This is a genomic window from Halomonas sp. ATBC28, assembly GCF_005937175.1.
GTDB lineage: Bacteria > Pseudomonadota > Gammaproteobacteria > Pseudomonadales > Halomonadaceae > Vreelandella > Vreelandella titanicae.
This window is the reverse complement of sequence record NZ_VCQL01000011.1, coordinates 1-23,033: the sequence shown is the minus strand read 5'-3', so window position 1 is coordinate 23,033 and position 23,033 is coordinate 1. Positions and strand designations below refer to the sequence as shown.

Here is a 23,033-nt window from a genome sequence, read left to right as displayed (position 1 = left end):
TGGAGCTAGCGCCAGCGCTATTTGCTTGAATATCCAGCCTGTTCCCGCCGTTCCCACTATTCTCGGTCAAAATAGACAGTCGCGAGTAAAAGCTTGCTCTCGCATGATGATTTTTACCATCTGAGCAATTTTGCGCCCGTTGCTGATGCCATTATTGTTGCATGGTTATGAGGCCTGGCTGCTAACAATCTAGAGACGTGCTGCGAGCATTCCCGTCTATACTGCGCTGGCACATAATAACTAAAGGGAATAGTCATGACCGTGCGAGTAATCATATTAGTGCTGGCGCTATGCTTCGCTGGAGCCTTGAGTGCTGAACAGCCACTAGATAGCTATGGCGGCTGGATTGGACAAGCAGACCTTCAAGTTGGCAATGAGGAAGCAGAGTGCACCTTATCGTTTGACGCGATCCCTGATGAGCTGACTATAGTCCAAGGCGGCTGTTGTCGTGTTTGTCGAAAGGGTAAAGCTTGCGGTAACTCTTGCATTAACCGCAACTATACTTGTCGTCAGCCAAGAGGGTGTGCCTGCGATGGGTGAGGGAAGCGCCAGCAAATTGACGATGCAATTTTCGTTGCATCATCTGGACTTATTAAAGTCCTCTATAGCTTGTCGACGCCGATGCTATAAGTCCGTAAAGGAGGTGCGGACAACCTTCACTGGCGTTGACAGCATGGTCTAATGGTGGCCTTAGCTAAAAAGCAGCTTCTTCATCTGGGCCGGCAGCGCTTTCACCTTGCGCTGCACGTCAAGGCACCTCATCCGGAGAGACCTTGAGGCCTTCATTCGCTTAGTTTGTGTAAGCTCCCTCACCGCTCGCACTTTCGCAACATACCTAAAGCAGTACCTAGCATAGAGGATGACAAAGCAGCTTGATAAAACCACGGCAATAGTCGCCCAAATTTTGTCAGAAGTGGCCATGCTGTCAGGGCTTCCATATAGCCAGCGTAGGCCCGGCCCTATCATCAGATACCAGCCTAAGGACAAAGCTATATAGATAATGAAAAGCACCGCCTCGGTGCTGTCGAGCTTCCATCTTGGTCGCTTGTGCCGGATCTTGCCTGACGTCTTATCTATCCTGACTTCATCATGCGCTAACGCCAACAAGTCTAGGGCATCAGCTCTTGGGTGATGACTTAGTACCGCCCACACCAGAGCGCCATTGACGCTTTGCCCAGAATAGAGGTGGAAAAGCCGCTTCAGCGTCCTTTGAAGTCCTTCCTCAAGCGCAGCCTGAGAGCGATAGTCAGCTCCGAAGTCTACGATCCTCACCATTACATTCATCTTGATCGCGCTTCGACTCAGCTTATGTCCGCGCCAATGCGAGATAAACGCCACAGCTACACCTAGTATAGGTACTGCCATTATTAAACTTTCGATGATGCTGCCGCCCATTCAGATGCCCTCTTAAAATTAAGACCGTCTCATTCTTTCAATGTGTTCTCAGCAAAGAGCTGATATGAAGACTACCGAGGCGTCAACTCGACAGCCCCTTTGGCAGTCTCGATTCGTTGATGAGCATTTGATTGACCTGAATGCCACCAAGGCATACTAGAGAGCTGCTTACTCTGCTCGTGGTAATGCCGCAGAAATTAACGCCATTCGCTTGCTCAGAAATGCTCAGGTTCAAAAGGCTATTCAGAAAAGGATGAACCGGAGATCAGAGCACCCCTCGATTGAGGCCCCCTTAAACCTAGTCACCATCGTGGGAAATCGAGAAAAATACATCCAGCCAACTGATAAATGATATGTGATAAGGTATGCGAAGATTTTTTATACTTTATTGAAGCTATATTAATCAATGGCTTGATGGTTAGGTCTTGATCCTTCCAAGACGCCATATCACTCTCTCTAGTCTCCCCGGGTTACACCGGAGACCCGATAACTATGCGGATTTATCCCTGATAGCTGGCCTGTGACGACACCAAACTAATCAATGATTTTGTGGTATGGGTAAGTGTGTGCTTTCAGGAAATAACTTTCTTCGCTTATATTCTTGAGTTGCTTTCGCAAGCTGAAAGCGATGAGGATTCATGCTCCCAGTACCAAGATCAGGCAAGCCTTTGCCGATGCATTTGATACGGTAGTTCTCGGTCGGCGGGGATTTACCAGCTTTAGGTGTGATGTTGACCGGTTCATTGAATCAGGGCAGGGGATCTATTGCTTGAATGGATGTTGGCCTGTGGAGTTGCGGCTAGCTGCATGCCAGAGCTTGAGCTTGAAAGAGGGGCTGGAGCTTACCTTTTTTCACCGACCTCCTTCGGCCAATAGCAACGACAACCCCATATGACCCAGGGAGGTAGTACGGAAAATTATTCCTTAGGTTTCAAGTCGCCAGTGATGTGGCAAATCGATTCCGTGGTATTTTCCAGTTTTACGGTGTTGTCTTGTATGTGACCTCCGAGTGGTATGTTAGCAGCATGTTTGCCGTGCTTAGCCTTGCGCGTTATGTCGTTAAGTTTTATGCCACAACTTAGCTGTTGTATTAGTAAGACCTTGAAAAGGCTGTGTAGCTTTCCTAGTTGCAACTGTAATTCTGGATAATTACCAAGCACGTTGTAAGCTTTGGCAATCAATGCCATTGCTTTATCAATATTTTTGATTTTTACTTCTACTTCTTTTTCTGATGTGGATTTGTTATCCATTGGGGCAAAGCTAATGGCTATATGTGAAATGGATAAGGTTAGGTATACCGCCTCTTCATCGGTAGACATTCCGTTTTCAATTAACTCACACATATTCTCTAGGTCGTGAATATAGCTGGCATTATGCATAGCTTTTTTCCTTAAGCTGCTTCATTTCTCACTCCACCTGACTCACTAGTCATTTCAGGCGCAGCACATGTTCTGAACTTTGCTTTCAAACCGTGGTTTGAGCTCTGTCTCAAGCCGTTTTTTAAATTGCAGAACCTACCGGATTTGCCCAATGAACCCAATGGGTTCAAAATGGTACCCGATGGGTGCCATTGCTGTAAAGAACCGGTCTGGTTCATCATTAAGAAATGACAACTCACGATACCCACACACAGTACAAACTCCGTATGCCGCCCGAGTTACGGAACTGGTTGAAAGAGGCTGCCGACACTAACCATCGATCCATGAATGCTGAGATAGTCGCCAGGCTGCTCCGCACGGTTGAGCTAGATGGTCGAGAAAAAGCACTCGAAAGGGTGGGGTATGAGGAGAAGGAAACCATGCCGAACAGCGATTATAGAAACCTCAGCGAGGTGAAGCGTCAGCTAGAGGCTGCAATGAGTCAGCTTGATCGGGAGTTGCGCCACCTGGAGGCAAGCCAGCAAAAAGGTGAGTGAGGTTGGTACAAGCTCCACATGTCCAAAGGTTTTGGTTATTCATGCTAAATGATGGAGATAGCGATCTGAGCTTTGTTCAGGTCGCTTTTTATTATTTGGCGTAAAAGCTGAAAAGGTTCAGATGCGCTAGATAATGTGCTTTTTCCCCATTCAAAATAAATGAATGACTCGAAGGTATAAACGATTTCCTCCAGACCGCGAGAACACGTACAGGTAGCGAATGAACCAGCTTCATTGTCATGCAGCACAAGCAGCCGTGGGTGGCGTTTGCGCTACATACATGATTGGTCAATGGCGTTGACCTGGCGGCAGTGTGCTTTGTTAACCAAGGCTAGTAAGATAGCTGTATAGACAAACGGTCTTAATCGAAAAGGAGCTTCATGACGCGTCCTCCTCTCTACCAGCAGATCCGTCAACATCTGTTGGATAAGATTCAGTGCGGTGATTGGCAACTGAATCATCAGATACCTACGGAAGAGCGGCTGGCGAAGGACTTTGGCGTAAGCCGGATGACGGCCAATAAAGCCATTAGAGATTTAGTGCAGCAAGGGTACCTGGTACGTCAACCCGGTGTCGGTACCTTCGTTACCGACCGTAAGGTAGAATCCTCTTTGGTGGAGGTATACAACATTGCCGAAGAAGTGCTTTCGCGTGGGCATCGGTACAGCAATAAAGTCATCACCCAAGAGGCGATTGAAGCAGACGATGAAGTTGCACTGCGGTTAGGCGTGAGGCTTGGGAGCCGGGTGTTTCATACCCTCTTGGTGCACTATGAGAATGACATTCCGATTCAGCTTGAGAACCGCTACGTTAACCCACGCTGGGTGCCGGATTATCTTGATACCGATTTTTCACGCCATACACCTAACGAGGTGCTGGTCGCCGCTTGTCCCATGACGGATATGGAACACATTGTTGAAGCGGTGCTCGTGGATGAACAAACCGCCAAATGGCTAAGTATCGATACCCAGACGCCTTGCTTGAGCATGGTGCGGCGTACCTGGTCGGAAGAGCATTTGATAAGTTATGCCCGCCTGATCCATCCTGGAGACCGCTATAAATTACGCTCCTCCCTGCAAAGAAAAAGCGCTTAAATTGAAGTTAAGCAAGAGTCCAGCGAGGCCGATTTGTTCGACCTCGTGGCATCTCGTTAATGGGGGTATTCAACTGGACTGGGATTCAACTCGTCAGTGACTGCACCAGGTAGCCTGAGGGCACCGCAAGTAGCAAGCTCAAGGCAACGCGAATAAACCATACGATTAGCATGCGGCCTACTGAAAGCGGAATGCTGGTCGAAAGAATGCAGGGTATGGAAGCAGAAAAGAACAGCACGGCGGAGACTGACACCACGCCTGCAGCGAAACGGGCGACGAATTCGGCCTCGGCCATCAGTAGCGCCGGTAAGAACATTTCCGCCAACCCGGAAGCAGATGCCTGCGCCAGCGCCGCGGCGTCATCCAGCCCCCAAATGGCGACAAAGGGGTAAAACAACCATCCCAACCATTCAAATAATGGCGTGTATTTGGCGATGAGAAGCCCGAGCAGGCCTACCGACATGATCGACGGTAGGATGCTGATGGCCATTATCAACCCTTCTTTAAAGTTGAGCGCTACGCTGCGGTGAAGACTGGGCGCTTTGGCTGCAATCTCCGTACCTGCTTGCCAGGCCGTGCTCAAACGCTTCCCCGGTATTGGCTCCGGTTCTCCGTCACTCTTGTGGTCATCCATGTTTGCCAGAGGCGGCAGCCGCACCGTGATAGCCGTGACGATGAACGTAATCACCAGGGTGAGCCAGAAGTACAAATTCCAAATGCTCATCAGGTCCAGCGTACGGGCCACGATGATCATGAACGTTGCCGACACCGTGGAAAAACCAGTGGCAATGATGGCGGCTTCCCGGGCGGAATACTGCCCCGCTTGATAAACCCGGTTGGTAATCAATAGCCCGATCGAGTAACTACCTACAAACGAAGCCACGGCATCGATTGCCGAGCGCCCAGGGGTTCGCCAAATGGGCCGCATGACCGGCTGAACCAGTACGCCAATCAATTCCAGCAACCCATAGCTGATCAACAGTGCCAGGAAAATAGCGCCGATTGGCACAATCAAACCTACCGGAATCACCAGTTTCTCGAACAGGAAGGGCAACATGTCCGGTTCGTGCAAAAACGCAGGACCCCAACCCGTTAACGCCATGACGGCAACAACGACGCCAATGATTTTCAGCACGGTAAAAATGCTTTCGGTCAGTGTTCGCCGCCAATAGCCTTTGAACAGTGGGTAGGCGGCACCCGCCACGATCATGGCTAAAGCATAGATGCCGCTGTATTCCCCCATCAACGAACGCAGTCCTGTGACCATATGATCGAGCAGGATAGTACGCCGCCCCGCTATCTCGATGGGAACAAAAAAGATCAGGATGCCCAGAGCGCTAGGCACAAACAGTTTAAAGATAGTGACAGCGTTGGTTCGCTGCTTAGTGGGTAGGTCTGTAGGGTGCATGGGGCGCCTCTCGTTGTTTGGTTGTCATAGCTATGAGCTTGGTTTCTTGTCATGTATATACAATAAGCTACCCCTATGTGGCATTTACGTATAGCGCTTTAAAAATAGACATTAGTCTAATTTGGTGGTCGCCATGTACTTCTGATTCGCTTCTTTTTATTTAATTAACTACTTGTTAATTAAATGTTTTATTTTATTTTTTGAGTTTTTATTAGATTTTTATGAGCGCTTGTTTTGTTGTTTCACTGCTTGACGAAGGATTAGCGGGTGGGCTTAATTGTATATACATTATGTTTGCTCCAAGGAGACCTCCATGGCTAATAACAAACGTCGCTACATTTGGCGCGATATCAGTGTCTTCGATGGTCTGAAAACGTTGCCGGAGCCCATGGCCGTCATTACTCAAGGTGAGCGTGTTGTCACCATGACGCCCATGGGTGGCTTCGATGAGTCACAGGCCGAGGGTTGTCATGATATGGGGTGGGGCGGCGTCATGACGCCCGGCCTGGTGGATTGCCATACCCATTTGGTGTTTGGCGGCGCCCGCGCGGACGAATTCGAGGCGCGTTTGGAAGGCGCAAGCTATGAAGACATTGCCCGCCGTGGCGGGGGCATTCTGAGTACCGTTTTGGCGACGCGGGAAGCGAGTGAACAAACGCTCTTCAATGCCGCTTTGCCACGTCTTAAAGCGCTGGTTGAGGAAGGCGTCACTACGGTCGAGATCAAGTCGGGCTATGGGTTAGACGTGGCTAATGAGCTGAAGATGCTGCGGGTGGCCCGGCGTCTAGGTGAAGAGTTGCCAGTACGCGTGTTTACGACACTGTTAGGTGCCCATGCCTTGCCGCCGGAGTATGAGAACGATAGCGACGGCTATATCGAGCTGGTCTGCAATGAAATGATTCCTGCCGCAGCGGCGGAGGGGCTGGCCGATGCCGTCGATGTCTTTTGTGAAAAAATCGCCTTTTCAGTAGCGCAGTGTGAGCGGGTTTTCAAAGCCGCCCAAGCTCATGGTTTACCCATCAAAGCGCATGCCGAGCAACTCTCAAATTTGGGGGGTGCTGCGATGGCAGCCCACCACGGCGCATTATCCGCTGACCACATTGAGTATCTCGACGACGCCGGTATTGCTGCCATGCGTGAAGCGGGCAGCGTGGCCGTTATTCTTCCCGGTGCTTTCCACACCCTGCGTGAAACGCAGCAGCCGCCCATTGTGGGGCTGCGCGAAGCGGGTGTGCCGATGGCTGTTGCTACCGACGCCAACCCAGGCAGCTCGCCGATATTTATGCCCACGTTAATGCTCAACCTGGCTTGTACGCTGTTTCGCATGACGCCCCAGGAAGCGTTGGCGGGGATGACCTCCAATGGTGCTGCCGCGCTAGGGTTGAAAGGGCAGGGGCAGCTTCACGAAGGCGCGGTGGCTGATTTGTGTGTCTGGGATATTGAGACACCTGCTGAATTGGCGTACGCGGTGCAGCCAGGACGCCTACGGCAGCGCGTCTACCAGGGGGAGTTAACCCATGGCCGCTGATACGTCTATTGATATGTCGCTCTGGCAGGGGCGCACGGATCCTGAACCCGATAGTGACCGTTGGCACCAGCGTATTGAGCCGTTAGCCAACAACGCCGTGCCGGGGTGTGCACTGCTGGGCTTCGAAAGTGATGCCGGCGTCGCGCGTAACCAGGGCCGCACCGGCGCTGCTGAAGGTCCTAGTGCGATACGCCGTGCGCTGGCGCCGTTGGCCTGGCATCGCACCGCGCCTGCTTACGATGCCGGCAATGTGCGCTGTGTTGATGATGGGTTAGAGGCAGCGCAACAGACGCTTGCTGATCGGCTGACATCATTATTAACCGCTAGCCACCTGCCTATTGTGCTGGGTGGCGGGCATGAAGTGGCCTACGCTAGCTGGCTGGGTCTGGCGCAGTTTTTTATGCCAAAAACGACGCCACCGCGGATTGGCATCATAAACCTGGACGCGCACTTTGATTTGCGCGATCCAGCGCATATTCGCTCCTCAGGCACACCCTTCGCCCAGATTGCCGATAAGTGCCAAGAGTGGGATTGGTCGTTTCGCTACGCCTGCCTGGGGGTAAGTCGCGCTGCTAATACGCGCGCCTTATTTACCAGCGCCGCCGCGCTCGGAACATTGGTTCGGGAAGATAGCGAGATCGATGCGTTACGCCTTGATTCTATCGTTAGAGACATGCAGCGCTTCATCGCCAAATGCGACCACCTTTATCTGACCATCGACCTGGATGTGCTCCCTGCTGCCGAAGCCCCCGGCGTCAGTGCGCCCGCTGCACGCGGTGTTTCGCTTGCCTTGATCGAGCCGCTGATTGAAGCCGTGCGTGACAGCGGCAAGCTTCGCCTGGCGGACTTGGCAGAACTTAACCCCAGCCTGGATATCGACAGCCGTACCGCCAGAGCGGCGGCTCGTCTTGTGCATTTGCTGACCTTAGATAACTGAATTTAGACAGCTAACCCTGAATGACTGACCAGGGCACCGCTCTAGACCAACGAATAACGAACAGAAACACAAGGAATGACGCCATGCCAACCAACGATAAACGTCACGATGCTTCACGTAAGATCATTGCGCCGACCGGTACTCAGCTCAGCTGTAAAAGCTGGCTGACCGAAGCGCCGCTTCGCATGTTGATGAACAACCTTCATCCGGATGTAGCCGAAAGCCCCGAGGATTTAGTGGTGTACGGCGGCATCGGCCGCGCTGCCCGTGACTGGGCGTGCTACGACAAAATCGTCGAAACGTTACAGCGTTTGGAAGATACCCAGACCCTGCTTGTGCAGTCTGGTAAACCCGTCGGCGTCTTTGAAACCCATAAGGATGCGCCTCGGGTATTGATCGCCAACTCCAACCTGGTACCTGCCTGGGCTAACTGGGAGCACTTCAACGAACTGGATCGCAAAGGCTTGATGATGTACGGCCAGATGACGGCGGGTTCTTGGATCTATATCGGCTCCCAGGGCATTGTGCAAGGCACCTATGAAACCTTTGTTGAGGCGGGCCGCCAGCACTACGACGGTGAGCTTAAGGGGCGTTGGATTCTGACCGCCGGGCTTGGCGGTATGGGCGGCGCTCAGCCGTTGGCGGCTACGTTGGCCGGTGCCTGTTCGCTGAATATTGAGTGTCGGCAGGCGAGCCTCGACTTCCGCTTGCGTACCCGCTACCTGGATGAACAGGCTGACAACCTTGATGACGCTCTGGCGCGTATTGAGCGCTATACCGCCGAAGGTAAGGCTATTTCTATTGGCCTGTGTGGTAACGCCGCTGATGTGCTGCCGGAACTGATTAAACGCGGCATCAAACCGGATATGGTCACGGATCAGACCAGTGCCCACGACCCATTGCATGGCTACCTGCCTTCCGGCTGGACATGGGAAGAGTACGTGGCGCGGGGCAAGTCTGAGCCTGAGGCCACTGTGAAGGCGGCCAAGCAATCGATGGCGGTGCATGTGCAAGCGATGCTCGACTTCCAGAAAATGGGCGTGCCCACGTTTGATTACGGCAATAACATTCGGCAGATGGCAATGGAGGAGGGGGTTGCCAACGCCTTTGATTTTCCGGGTTTTGTGCCTGCCTATATTCGTCCTCTCTTTTGCCAGGGTATCGGCCCCTTCCGCTGGGTGGCGCTCTCTGGGGATCCTGAGGACATTTATAAGACCGACCAGAAGGTCAAAGAACTCATTCCCGATGACCCGCACTTGCACAACTGGCTCGACATGGCGCGTGAGCGCATTAGCTTCCAGGGGTTGCCAGCACGCATTTGCTGGGTGGGGCTTAAAGACCGTGCCCGCCTGGGGCAGGCCTTCAACGAAATGGTGAAGAACGGCGAACTAAAAGCACCGATCGTTATTGGTCGCGACCATCTCGATTCGGGTTCCGTTGCCAGCCCCAACCGCGAAACCGAGGCGATGATGGATGGTTCTGACGCCGTTTCCGACTGGCCGTTACTCAACGCGCTGCTAAACACCGCAGGCGGTGCCACATGGGTGTCGTTACATCATGGCGGTGGGGTTGGCATGGGCTACTCCCAGCATTCTGGCGTGGTGATCGTGTGTGACGGCAGCGATGATGCCCACGCCCGCTTAGGCCGTGTGCTGCGCAACGATCCGGGCACTGGCGTGATGCGTCATGCCGATGCTGGTTATGACATTGCTAAAAAGTGCGCCAGCGAAAACGGTCTTGATTTGCCGATGCTCAATCAGTAAAGCCCGCACAAATACAACAGTTGAGAAGGTGGGATGACCACCTTCCTGTCTCTAAAGGCGAATAAATGAAACATCTAGAAATTCAGCCTGGCAAAATGACCCTTGCCCAAGCCCGCCAGATCCACGAAGCGCATGTGCCTGTCACGTTACCGGAAAGCGCCAATGCAGATATCCAGCGAAGCGTCGATTGCGTTAACCGGGTCGTCAGTGAAAACCGCACGGTCTATGGCATTAATACGGGGTTTGGCTTATTGGCCCAGACCCGCATTGCCAACGAAGATCTTGAATCGTTACAGAGTTCCCTGGTGCTCTCTCATGCCACTGGTGTGGGAAGGGCGATAGACGACGCCCTGGTGCGTTTGATTATGGTGCTTAAGGTCAATAGCCTGGCGAGAGGCTTCTCCGGCATCCGCCGTGAGGTATTGGATGCCCTGGTGGCACTGATCAATGCCGAGGTTTACCCACATATTCCACTTAAAGGATCGGTGGGGGCATCCGGTGATTTGGCGCCCCTGGCACATATGAGCGTTGTGCTGCTAGGCGAGGGCAAAGCCCGCTACAAAGGCGAGTGGATCTCCGCCGAAAAGGCGTTGGAAATCGCTGGCCTGGCGCCAATCACGCTGGCACCCAAAGAGGGTCTGGCGCTGCTTAATGGCACGCAGGTATCGACCGCCTATGCCCTGCGGGGGCTATTCGACGCCGAAGACCTGTTTGCGGCGGCGACGGTATGCGGTTCGCTAACCGTAGAAGCCACTTTGGGGTCACGTTCACCCTTTGACGCTCGGATTCATGAAGTGCGTGGCCAGCGCGGCCAGATTGACGCGGCCGCCGCTTACCGCCATCTCCTCGGCGAAAAGAGTGCCATCGGTGACTCCCATGCTAACTGCGATAAAGTCCAGGATCCCTACTCGTTGCGCTGCCAGCCACAGGTGATGGGTGCGGTATTAACCCAGATTCGTCAGACAGCCGAGGTGCTCGCGGCGGAAATCAACGCGGTCTCTGATAACCCGCTGGTATTTGCCGAGCAGGATGACATTATTTCCGGCGGTAATTTTCATGCTGAACCGGTAGCCATGGCCGCTGACAACCTGGCGTTAGCCATCGCCGAGATCGGTTCTCTGGCCGAGCGTCGTGTCTCTTTGATGATGGACAAGCACATGTCGCAGCTACCGCCATTCCTGGTCGAGAACGGAGGGGTCAATTCCGGGTTTATGATTGCCCAGGTCACCGCCGCGGCGCTGGCGAGTGAAAATAAAGCCTTGGCGCACCCCCATAGTGTCGACAGCCTGCCTACCTCGGCTAATCAGGAAGACCATGTCTCAATGGCGCCTGCCGCCGGTAAGCGGTTGTGGGAAATGGCGGAGAATGTGTGCGGCATTTTAGCCATCGAATGGCTGGGGGCGTGCCAAGGGTTGGACATGCGCCAGGGCTTGACCACTACCCAGCCGCTAGAGCAAGCCAGGCAACTGCTACGTGCGCGCGTTAGCCACTACAAGCAGGATCGCTTCTTCGCGCCCGATATCGAAGCCGCTAGCGAACTAATACGTGAGCGCACGTTAAGCCCGCTGGCGCATCCGCATACGTTGCCAAGCCAGTTTTAAGGCGTTTCATGCGTTCCCTGTGGCGCTAGGCCATAGGGAACGCATTATTACCATCTAACAACAAAGTAGGTTTTTCATGAATGCTATCGTTCTGGCTATCCTAGTGATGGTCGGCTTGAGTCTTGCTCGCGTTTCAGTTGTGTTTGCCCTTATCGTCGCCACGCTGGTAGGTGGGTTATATGCGGGTATGCCTATTGGTGAGATCCTTGACGCCTTTAATGAGGGGTTGGGTAATGGCGCCACCATCGCGCTCTCTTATGCAGTGTTAGGGGCGTTTGCCGTTGCTTTATCCCGTTCAGGTATCACCGAGCTGCTGGCCAGCCGGGCGATTGGACGTTTCCAGTTAGACGAGTCCGGGGGTAGCCGCCGAACGGTCACCTATACACTGCTGGCGGCGCTTTTAGCCGCGGCAGTCAGCTCGCAGAACTTGATTCCTGTCCATATTGCTTTTATTCCAGTGCTGGTGCCGCCGCTGCTAAAGCTGATGAATCATCTGAAGCTTGACCGGCGACTGGTGGCTTGCGTGATTACCTTCGGTATCACGGCGCCGTATATGTTATTGCCCGTGGGGTTTGGGGCGATATTTCTGAATGACATACTGCTCGCGAACCTCAACGAAAGCGGCGCGGCGCTGGGGTTGGAAGTGACCCGTCAAATGGTGCCACTGGCGATGGCGATTCCCATTGGTGGAATGGCATTAGGGTTGGCGGTGGCGGTGTTTTGGAGTTATCGCAAGGGGCGTGACTACGAAGACCGTGAGCTGGCCCATGGTGACAAATCGCCCCAAGAGGCCGCGCTTTCTCTAGCCGGGTGGCAAAAGGCCATGTTGGTTATTTCCCTGGTAGGTACGGTCACCGTGCAACTGATGACGGGCTCTATGGTACTTGGCGGCATCTTTGGGTTTGCCTTGCTCTCCATGAGTGGCGTTTTCCGCTGGCACGAGCAGGACGGTATCTTTACCGAGGGGATGCGCATGATGGCCCTGGTCGGCTTTATCATGATTTCAGCGGCAGGTTTTGCCAGTGTGATGCAGGCCAGTGGTGAGGTGGAAGGGCTGGTGGCGAGCTCTGCCGAGCTTATCGGTGACAACAAAGGGCTGGCCGCATTGATTATGCTGCTGGTCGGTCTCTTTATCACCATGGGCATTGGCTCTTCGTTTTCGACCATTCCCATTATTGCTTCGCTCTATGTGCCTTTGGCACTGAGCTTTGGCTTTTCGCCTATGGCGACAGTGGCATTGGTAGGCACGGCCGCCGCCCTGGGCGACGCAGGCTCACCCGCTTCAGACTCCACCCTAGGCCCCACCGCAGGCCTTAACGCCGATGGGCAGCATGACCATATCTGGGATAGCGTGGTGCCTACCTTTCTGCACTACAACATCCCGTTGATTGTGTTCGGCTGGGTTGCTGCCATGGTGCTTTGATTCCACTAACTGGATCGAACCGCAATACAATTTCGCGACGCTTAAGCATTAACTAACCATTCTACAGCGTATGGCCAACGCCCCGCCTTTGTGCGGGGCGTTGGCGTGTTAGGCAGGGCGGGCGGTTGATTTGACTCCCGCCAGGGACGCCAAACTCTATCTGCTAATTAGATGCCATTGACATCCATCACGCCTGGACGATGTAGATCGAACTGGAGTGGAAGTCACGTCGTGTGCGCTTGATTATTGAGACCGCCTTCTATACCAGCGGATGAAATACAGTGACTGCCTTTAAATGCTTATCGTTTATTTGGTCGTCTTTGCTGCTGAGTGGCACGGCTGGATAGCTGTACGTCACGAAAACTATAGCTACCAACTTACGATTTTATTAGAGACGATTTCCACCACTTGATTTTTTCTTGCACGAATAAGTTCCCAGTCATTTAAAAGGGCTAATGCATACACTCGCTTAAACAATGCTTTGTTCAAACGAGGTGGTCAAATGTATTTCCTCGGTTATTCAGTTGTTTAAAATAAAGTAAGGGAAGCTTTCTTGATTGATTTTGTTAATAAGAAATCAGTGCATTAGCTTCTGGATGTGGCCTGGAATGGTATGTTTTTAGTCCTTGATAGTTAGGTTTCTACTGTAAAAAAGCATTAGTTGGCGTCATTTTTTAAACGGAAAATGTATTATTTTTAATGTTTCTTTTGCTTGGTAACAGTAAAAAATAAAACCTAAACTTTGTTTTCTTGGTTAGTTGGCCTGATTTTTATAATAAGTCTGTTGATGTTTTTTTTATCCGAACTATTTTTTAACCAGTGCGTGGCTTTGCGTGGAAGCTATGCAGCAGCGTTTGTTGCCGCGTAGCTTTAGCATTGTTGATAAAACTAATGAAGCTGAAAATTGCTTGCAGATTAAAGTTCATGATGCGAAGTAGGGCTTGCGTTCTGTTTTAGTAATTTTTAGTTAATTTGTTGCCCGAAAGCTGTTTTAAAATAATCAGTTAAAAGGATCCTCCCATCATGGTTACGAATAATTTTTCTCAAAGCAGTTTAGATCTCAACGGAAAAATTACCTTGTCCCAACCTACCGCACTGGTGTGGGGGGCAGATGGTCGCCTCTATATCACTGAGCAGAGTGGTGATGTCAAGGTTTTAACCGTAGCATTTGGAGATCCTAATACAGCAGATAGTGACAGTACGGCAAGTTTCTATGTTGTTGAAGCTGAAACTGTTTTTTTAGTAAAGGAATTACCTAACCATAACGATGATGGTACCGAGGGGGGATCTAACAATCGTCAAGTTACGGGTATTGATGTAACCCCGCAATATGATGAAAACGGTGACCCGGTCATAATTAATGGAAAGCCGGCAGTCAATATCTATGTGACATCTAGTGATAATCGCATTGGTGCTGGGAGTAGTGGCTCTGACACAGGTCTCGATACAAACTCTGGCATCATTACGCGCCTAACGCAGACAGTAGATGGATGGGAAGCACTAGATCTTGTCCGGGGACTTGCTCGTTCCGAAGAGAATCACTCTCTTAATGGTTTGGAAGTCATACAAGAGTTTGACGATAACGGTCGTTTACTAAGTGAGAGGCTCATCGTTGCTAACGGGGGGAATGCCAATGCTGGTGCACCTTCGAATAATTTTTCTGGACAGCAGGAAACGGCCTATAGTGCGGCGATTTTAGAGGTCGATCTTGATCAACTTAAATCCATGGAGATCAAAAACGATGATGGCCGCAATTACGTCTATGACATTCCTACCTTAAACGACCCCTCACGCTCCCCGAGCGAAGAAGCGCTCACTGACCCCTTTGGTGGTAATGATGGCTTCAACGGGGGAAAAATAGACCCTAACGGCCCAGTGCAGATTTATTCTGCGGGGTATCGTAATGCCTATGATGTAGAAGTTACCGAAGATGGACGCGTCTGGACTTATGATAACGGCGCTAATAATAGCTGGGGCGGTCGCCCTGTTGGGGAGGCGGGGGATAATGGTGGCAATATCGATGCTGAACAAGATGAAAACTATATAGCTACCAATCTTAATAACGGTGATGGTAGTGGTAGTGACAGCATCAATACTGAAGCTTGGAATCCTAAAAACCTCGATCAGTTTCACGAAATCACTCGATCAGACGATCTCGCTGGCCGGGTTCTTTCCGCTGGTCAGGCGGGCGCCGCCACCTACGTAATGGCGCATCCTGACTTTGACGATCCTTTAACCCTGGTTTACGGCGGCCACCCGAACCCGACACGTGCCAGTGGCGGTGAAGCTGGGCTCCTCTTTACGCCCAAAAATGGGGTTGAGGACGCTTTCCTGCTGGTATCTGAAGAGCACTACGACAGTGTTATCGACTGGCTGGTTACCGTTGAGGATGAGTCTAACGGCGTGTCTTCTGGGGATCTTACAAGCCGCGTTATTAGCTTAGTTCCTGGAGAGCTGTATTACATTACCGAAAATGGTGAGGCGTACCTGACTAGCGACTATACCCAGACGCCGCCGAGTATCGGAGGATCCGATGTACTCGGAACCGCTGGGGTGCCGGCAGATATTGATGACGTGGTGGCCACACTTAACGCTATCGAAGGCAACTATCTCGAAGGAGGATATAACGATGGCGCAATTGACTCAGGTACAGGGTCGATCAATGGCTTGACCGAATATACGTCGACCGTTTTTGATGATGGTGAGACGAAGATGTCCGGCGCTCTTATGGCAGTACAGTTGGGCGGTGGCAACCTCATCGTGATGGGGCGGGATGAGAATGGCGTCATGCAAACCGCAAGCGGTAGCGGCGGGGTAAAAGCTGCTGAGAGGATCACATTGACGTTGTCAGGTAGTCCTCTTGGGCTGGCTTCTATTGGCGATGACCTATCTGCATGGGATAACCAGGCAGCGTTTCGTGGTTCTGTTTGGGCAACTGTTTACAGCGGAAGTGGTACCAAAATCGAAATCCTACAGCCCAATAATGGCGCTGTTCCTCTCGCCGGCAGTGAAGCCGCTGATCCGACTGATCATGATCTTGACGGCATTAACCATATTCATGATCCATTTGAGTACAGCGCTGCAAATGGTCTCGCGCTGACGCCAGGCGAAGCCATCGTCATGAATTTTCAGCCTACCGAGGCTCCCTATCCCGGCACCATTGGTGATACTGGTTTGATGGGCGCAGCACTTGATGGTGCGACGCCGAACCAGGATGCCAACCCGGATCAGGGGCTTCCCGGCCTTTATGATATCGGCGGTAATATCATTCCCGGTGCCAATGCCGCGCTGTTCCAAATCAAGGAGGTTGTGCCGGGCAGTGTGGTCGGTCCTGCAAATAGCGTTCGTGATGCTATGCATGTAGGTGTCAATCCCAGCAGTGATGTTCAGCGTCTGGTGGCAACAACACAGGTGCTCAACTGGGTTGCCGATAATGGCGGTGTTGCAGATGGCCAACTGACCGGGCTCATGTTTGGCGATGGTACTCAGGCCAACTTCGTACGCCTTGTGTTTGGAGAGGTAAACGGAGGAGCTGGCTTTGAAGTTGGTTATGAAATCAACGACAACAATTATCAGGCGTTGGCTCAAGTGGCGGTGCCAGCACTCACAGATACTGCTGTGACGCAGGTTGAATTATACCTAGAGATTGATATGGCTGACGGCTTCGCCCTCTACGCGGGCTACCGTTTCAATAGCGAGGATGCCTTTACCGAACTGCCTCTGAATGGTTTTACGCTGCCTGAGGGTGTTTTACGTGACGTCCTGACAGGTAATCATACCATCAGCGATGGTGATTCCCAGGCCCCCTCTGGAGCTGCTTTTGGCTTCCTAGCTGAAACCAGTGAAGGTGCGCCTCTTGCACCGGTTAACTTCGAAAACCTCAAAATAAATGGCTTCGGTAATGAGATTGAGGCAGATTCGGCTGGCGGTGTGGGGGCCGAAGGCTCTAATGGTATTGACACTATTATCTATACCGGAACCGATACCGTACTGTCGCCGCTGGATGACAGCGTCGAGAACTTCGATGGCTCCGGCACCATGGCAGATTTTCATGCCACTGGTAATGGCGGCGACAACGTGATGATCGCCGGGAGTGGCAATAATACGTTTACAGGGGGCGGTGGAGCCGACAGCTTCCAAGGTACGCTCGATACTATAAACGGTACTGAAATCACCGACTTCACACCCGACGATGAAGTCGTTGTTCAGGGTGCTTCGTTCGATGCCAGCGACGTAACCTATCAAGCTGGATCCGCGATCATTACTATCAATAACGAAACAGCAATCACTTTTAGTGGTGAAGGTTTTGACGACTTCGATCCCAGTACTGGCGAGTCAGTATTCAGCTTCACGTCCACCGCCAACGGGACGCGCATTACCACTGTACCTGCGTTGACCGCGGTTGCTGCGATCAGCTCGGGGGGCCCCGATATTAACAACGTCACCGTACGTGACCAGACAATTGATTTCCTCTCAGACATGACCAACGCTGAGGTTAATGGCTGGGTTAGCGGTGTCACCTCCAAAGATTATGTCAACGTAGTCGACATCGACGGCAGTGTCCCCGATGAGCTGCATCAGTCTGAGCGCTCGGCAGAAGATGCCGGCGAATGGGGCTACTCGATTCCGGTCGAGAACGGTGAATACCTGATCGATATGTACTTCGCCGAAATTTACCATGGTGTGGAAAACAGCAGTGGTACCGGAGCGCGTGTCTTTGACATCAGCATTGAAGATGCGCTGGTGGAAGATGACTATGACATTATTGGCGATGTTGGTAGCGCAGCAACCGAAGTGATCAAGACCTACGCCGTTACCGTCACTGATGGTGTTCTCAACATTGGCTTCGATGCCTCGATCAACCAGGCCAAAATCAGCGGTTTGGTGGTCTGGCAAGTTGGTGGAACCTATGTGCCACCTGAAGATGTAACACCACCGGAAGTCGTGTCGATAATGATCGATCAACCTTTCGATAACGACAGTGACATCTTGGCCACAGTAGTGGTTACCGATAACGCTGGAATTAATGTTGATTCTATCAATGGTGATGAGCTGATTTTTACCGGTTATGAGCCTGGTGCCGTCTCCCTGGCTGATAACGATGCTATTACACTCAGCAATGATGGCAAGACCGCTACTATCCAGTACACCATTTCTCCGCCGGCAGGTTCTAATGCTTGGGAAAATGGTGCTTTCAAGGTTGGTGTTGCTGCAGGTAGCTTTACTGATACTGCAGGCCTTGGTATCGCTGCTTTTGAAACGGATGTCATTATTGCCCGGAACCTTGAACAGCTCGTCAAGGGAGCGTTACAAAGAGCGATAAACGTTGGACCAACCAGCAACACTATCGATAATAGTCTCGAAGGTGATGATAAAAATACTTATGGAGGTGCCATCACCAATGATCCGATCCTGGGTATCGATCTTGAGGCGGATGACCCCGCGTATTACTCGCCGAGTACAAAAACAGGCAGCAATATTGATGGTAAAGCCGGAGCAACCGGTAGCAACAGTGGTGGGGTCGATCTGGATGGTTCTGCCTACCACACCTATCGTGACTCTGCCGCTGGCTCATACACAGCAACCTATGAAGTGCCCAATGGTTTATATGTGGTGGAGCTGCATTTTGCTGAGCTTTATCAAACCCAGGCCGGCCAGCGCCAGGGGGACTATACGATACAAGGCGAGTTGTTTGCCGAGAACTTCGATGCCTTTACAGCAGCGGGAGGAGCCGACAAGCCAACCGTTCTTACCAAAAACGTTATAGTGACAGATGGCAAGATCGTTATTGATGTCAATGCGGATAACGGCGAGCCGGGCTTCAACGCCATAGCTATTTATCAGGCAGTCGACAGCGGTATACCGATTGCCAGCATTCTTTCGATTGAAGCGCCGGAATCGAGCGATGGACAGGTTATTGTCACTGTCCAGTACACTGACGATGGCAACATTTCTGGCACACAGATCGGTGCTACCGATGTCACTGTTTCCTCTGCCGCTGGTGCGTTAGTTACTCCTTCGCTGGTGGCTTATGATAGCGCCAGTGGCATTGCCACCTATACCTTTGACGCCCCTGAGAGCGGCTGGCAAACCGGGACAATCACCGCTTCAGTCGCCGCCAATGCAGTACTCGATAGCGATAACAATGGCAACAGCGCAACGGCTAGTTCGGTTTATGTGAATTACTCGAGCGATGGAGTCATTCTCGAACTTGATTTCGAGAATCCCGGATCGCCACTTGAGGAAGGCGGTTTTGATGGCACGCTGGGTGACGTTGTAGATGATACGGTCTTCACGACTGTGGAGGGGGGCGAACTGGTCGTCTGGACATCCAATGGCGACATTTCACAAGCGGCTGCCCCGAGTGCGAATGACTTTATCAAGTATGTGGCACTGGGCGATCCAGCGTTAGAGACGATAAACATTACCTCGCGCTTTGATAATCCCTTCCCTGCCGCGCTCGCAGCCCAAGAGTTACCAACTGATATTGTCCCGAACTATGCCCAGCAAGGCATAGTCTTCGGTCTTGGCAGTCAGGGCAATAATGAGCTCGTCAAGCTAGTGTTCGGTGGTAATGGCGGTAACGGGGTGCAAATCTGGTCCAAAAGCGCCATTGATACAGTCATTCCGCTTGCGAGTATGCTGAGTAATGCCTCAACAACCCTGAATGATATTGCCTCTGTAGAACTGACGCTAGTCGTCAACAAGACAGCCGGTACTGTGACTCCTATCGTTACTTTCTTCGATACTAACGAAAATGTTCTGGGGGGCTTGCGTGCCGAGGCAACCGAAGGTTTCGCAACGGCGTCCCCTGAGGTGTTGCCACCCGCAGTGCTAAGTAATCTTACTGATCCGAACTCAACAACGGCAGTCGGGGTCACTTCAACTGATTACAACGATCCCATAGAGTCGTTCATGGCTAGTTGGGATTATCTCAACGTGACCTCGCCGGATCTCATTTCAGAGCCAACGGATCCCACCACTACTCTGGCTATCGTTAATGCTCCTGACATCATCGAGAATGGAGACGATGGCTTCACGACACTGAACTTCGGCCTCACCGCTTCAGATGGCTTTAGTGGCGAGGTGGAATTGACCCTGAGCATCGATGGCGCGACCGTGACGGATACGTTGAACTTCAGCGACGGCACCGCCATCCTGTCGGTTGATGTGCCTAATGACGATGTGGCTAATGGTACTAGCGAAATTTCAGTCACTTTGGTTGCAGTCAATAGCACAGGGTTGTTTGAAATTGATGCATCGGCGGCCACAGCAACGGGTAGTGTGACCGAAGACGATGAGGGCTCTGTGCCCAATCCGGACGACCTGGATGAAGACGGCGTTAATAATGATGACGACCTTTTCCCATACGATGCTGCTAATGGCATGATTTTAGCGGCTGGCGAAACCTTCTTGCTTGACTTTGAAGAAGACACCGCGAGTCCTTATGAGGCTGGCCTGACGGGGTTAATGGGCCGGGCAAATGAGAGTAATTCTGCTGGAGCTGTCGAGAGCGGTACAGCAAGTGTCGAGAATGGCACACTCAATATTGTAGCCGATACAGGTGATCACTATACCAACAACAATTCTCAGAAGGATGCATATGCGGTAGGGGTGAAGAATCCTGGTGGCTTTATCGTTGAGACAAGTTTTGCTATGCCGGACTTCGATGATCAGCAAGAGGGCCTGCAGGCACCACTTAACTACCAGGCTGGTGGTGTTGCGGTCAGTCTTTCGGAAGACAATCTAGTGAAATGGATTTTCGGTGCGAACGGTACCGCTGCTTTCCAGCTCGCCCATGAAAATAAACAGGTAGAGGGAGCAACACCTGCTGTTCCAGGCGCGACCTTTGCCTTACCGAGTGGTGTTGTCTACAGCGACATAGCTTCAGTGAAGCTGATGCTTGAAATAGTCGTAGATACTACATCCGGCGAAGTTAAGGCACTCACTCGCTCTGTATTGACGTTGAATAATACCAATATAATTGACGGTGCTTCGGGAGAAATAACGCTGACTGATCCGTTGGCTTCAGCAATTAAGGATGAAGCTCAGGGCGTCAGCGTAGGCTTTATACAAACATCCACCGGCGGTCAGTCGCCTGATACTTTCGACATTTCTTACGACTATCTCCAGGTGTCCTCGACCGAAGAGGCCACACCTCAGGTACTGGTTGGCATAACAGATGCTGGTCCGGTGGTCGAAAACGGCGACGAGGGCTCTACCACACTAAGCTTCGGCCTTACCGCTTCGGAAAGCTTCAGCGGCGAGGTGGCATTGGATCTCACTATTAATGGTACATCCGAGCCCCGCACGGTGGTCTTCACCGGCGGCGTCGGCAGTTTGACGGTTGACGTCGCCAACGATGATCAAGCCAATGGTCCGGAGCAGGTCAGTGTCATCCTAGCCGGGACTGCAGATGAGGCGTTTGCTATCGATCCTGCTGCTGCGACGGCAATGGGCACAGTGGCAGAAGATGATGTTGGCCAAACGGTAATCGGTATTACCGACGCCGATTCAATGGTCGAAAACGGCGACGAGGGGACCACCACGCTAAGCTTCGGCCTTACCGCCTCGGAAGGCTTTAGCGGCGAGGTAGCTCTGAGCGTGGATATTGATGGGGTGGTCGAGCCCCGCACGGTGGTCTTCACCGGCGGCGTTGGCAGTTTGACGGTTGACGTCGCCAACGATGATCAAGCCAATGGCCCGGAGCAGGTCAGTGTCATCCTAGCCGGGATTGCAGACGAGGCGTTTGCTATCGATCCCGCGGCTGCGACGGCAACGGGCACAGTGACAGAGGATGACGAGGTCGCGCCAACAACGCCCGTACGCCTCCAGGCCGAGGACTTTACCACGGCAACCAATTACACCGTCGAGAACATCGGCGCAGCGGATGAGGGTCAAGGCATCCGGCTGCAGGGCGGTGAGTCGGGCACGGCCAGCTACGCGCTAGCCGGTGCGGTTGCGTCGGGCACTTATACCGTGATTGTCGGGTATTTTGACGAAAACGACGGCGAAAGTACGGCGCAGTTGAGCATCGGTAATGCCCAGGGTCAGAGCTTCAGCGGCGACTGGATCTTCGATAACGACGCCACCAGTGGCAATGCTGCTCAGGCAGCAAGCTTCCGCACGGTGACTTTCGAAAACGTCACGGTGGGTGACGACGCTACTCTGGACCTGGCAAGCACGGCGGCACCCTTTGAATATGCGCGCATCGACTATATCGAGTTTGTGCCCGCGGGAATTGTCGAGCCACCGGCGCCGACCTTGATCGGTATTTCCGATGCTGATCCGATGGTCGAAAGCGGCGACGAGGGTGCCACCACGCTAAGCTTCGACCTTACCGCCTCGGAAGGCTTCAGCGGCGAGGTGGCTCTGGATCTCACTATTAATGGTACATCCGAGCCCCGCACGGTGGTCTTCACCGGCGGCATCGGCAGTTTGACGGTTGACGTCGCCAACGATGATCAAGCTAATGGCCCGGAGCAGGTCAGTGTCATCCTAGCCGGGATTGCAGACGAGGCGTTTGCTATCGATCCCGCGGCTGCAACGGCAACGGGCACAGTGACAGAAGATGATGTTGGCCAAACGGTAATCGGTATTACCGACGCCGGTTCAATGGTCGAAAACGGCGACGAGGGCTCCACCACGCTAAGCTTCGGCCTTACCGCCTCGGAAGGCTTTAGCGGCGAGGTGGCCTTGAGCGTGGATATTGATGGGGTGGTCGAGCCCCGCACGGTGGTCTTCACCGGCGGCGTCGGCAGTTTGACGGTTGACGTCGCCAACGATGATCAAGCCAATGGTCCGGAGCAGGTCAGTGTCATCCTGAATGGGATTGCAGACGCGGCGTTTGCTATCGATCCCGCTGCTGCGACGGCAACGGGCACAGTGACAGAGGATGACGAGGTCGCGCCAACAACACCCATACGCCTCCAGGCCGAGGACTTTACCGCAGCGACCAATTACACCGTC

General features: G+C 52.5%; 11 protein-coding genes. 8 read left to right on the top strand and 3 right to left on the bottom strand.

All coding sequences use genetic code 11. The features are described from left to right. Window positions 1-690: 690 nt before the first annotated feature. Both E0L35_RS13850 and E0L35_RS13840 read right to left on the bottom strand, forming a co-directional pair. Window positions 691-1,395, bottom strand: a complete 705-nt coding sequence (locus E0L35_RS13850) for a hypothetical protein (protein WP_138800569.1) — start codon at window positions 1,393-1,395, stop codon at window positions 691-693. Between the two features lie 917 nt (window positions 1,396-2,312). After that, entirely contained in the window at window positions 2,313-2,774 is a 462-nt protein-coding gene (locus E0L35_RS13840) for a hypothetical protein (protein WP_138800568.1), read from the bottom strand. Window positions 2,775-3,001: 227 nt separating this feature from the next. On the opposite strand from E0L35_RS13840, the gene E0L35_RS13835 reads away from it, so the two are divergent. Then, a complete protein-coding gene (locus E0L35_RS13835; protein WP_138800567.1) occupies window positions 3,002-3,310 on the top strand; it encodes an Arc family DNA-binding protein in 309 nt (102 codons plus the stop codon). Between the two features lie 380 nt (window positions 3,311-3,690). Next, entirely contained in the window at window positions 3,691-4,404 is a 714-nt protein-coding gene (hutC, locus tag E0L35_RS13830; RefSeq protein WP_089692053.1) for a histidine utilization repressor, read from the top strand. 85 nt (window positions 4,405-4,489) lie between these two features. Here hutC and E0L35_RS13825 read toward each other — a convergent pair whose 3' ends face one another. Then, window positions 4,490-5,812: a YjiH family protein gene (locus tag E0L35_RS13825; RefSeq protein WP_138800566.1), complete on the bottom strand. Its 1,323-nt coding sequence runs from the start codon at window positions 5,810-5,812 to the stop codon at window positions 4,490-4,492. A gap of 313 nt (window positions 5,813-6,125) precedes the next feature. Here E0L35_RS13825 and hutI point away from each other — a divergent pair, with 313 nt between their 5' ends. The 6 genes from hutI to E0L35_RS13795 all read left to right on the top strand — a co-directional run. Continuing rightward, on the top strand, window positions 6,126-7,340 hold the full coding sequence (gene hutI / locus E0L35_RS13820) for an imidazolonepropionase (RefSeq protein WP_138800565.1): 1,215 nt from the start codon (window positions 6,126-6,128) through the stop codon (window positions 7,338-7,340). Next, window positions 7,330-8,277: a formimidoylglutamase gene (gene hutG / locus E0L35_RS13815; protein WP_138800564.1), complete on the top strand. Its 948-nt coding sequence runs from the start codon at window positions 7,330-7,332 to the stop codon at window positions 8,275-8,277. Before hutI ends, hutG begins: the two co-directional genes overlap by 11 nt. A gap of 83 nt (window positions 8,278-8,360) precedes the next feature. Continuing rightward, on the top strand, window positions 8,361-10,040 hold the full coding sequence (gene hutU / locus E0L35_RS13810) for a urocanate hydratase (RefSeq protein ID WP_138800563.1): 1,680 nt from the start codon (window positions 8,361-8,363) through the stop codon (window positions 10,038-10,040). 65 nt (window positions 10,041-10,105) lie between these two features. After that, window positions 10,106-11,641 carry a histidine ammonia-lyase gene (gene hutH, locus E0L35_RS13805; RefSeq protein ID WP_022524080.1) on the top strand — a complete coding sequence of 512 codons (1,536 nt, stop codon included), beginning with the start codon at window positions 10,106-10,108 and terminating at the stop codon, window positions 11,639-11,641. A 76-nt stretch (window positions 11,642-11,717) separates the two neighbouring features. After that, the gene (locus tag E0L35_RS13800; RefSeq protein WP_022524079.1) at window positions 11,718-13,064 is read left to right on the top strand and encodes a Na+/H+ antiporter family protein; all 1,347 of its coding nucleotides are present in this window, start codon (window positions 11,718-11,720) and stop codon (window positions 13,062-13,064) included. Window positions 13,065-14,141: 1,077 nt separating this feature from the next. Further along, window positions 14,142-23,033, top strand: an 8,892-nt coding sequence (locus tag E0L35_RS13795; protein WP_249362142.1) for a malectin domain-containing carbohydrate-binding protein, incomplete at its 3' end; no start/stop codon positions are given.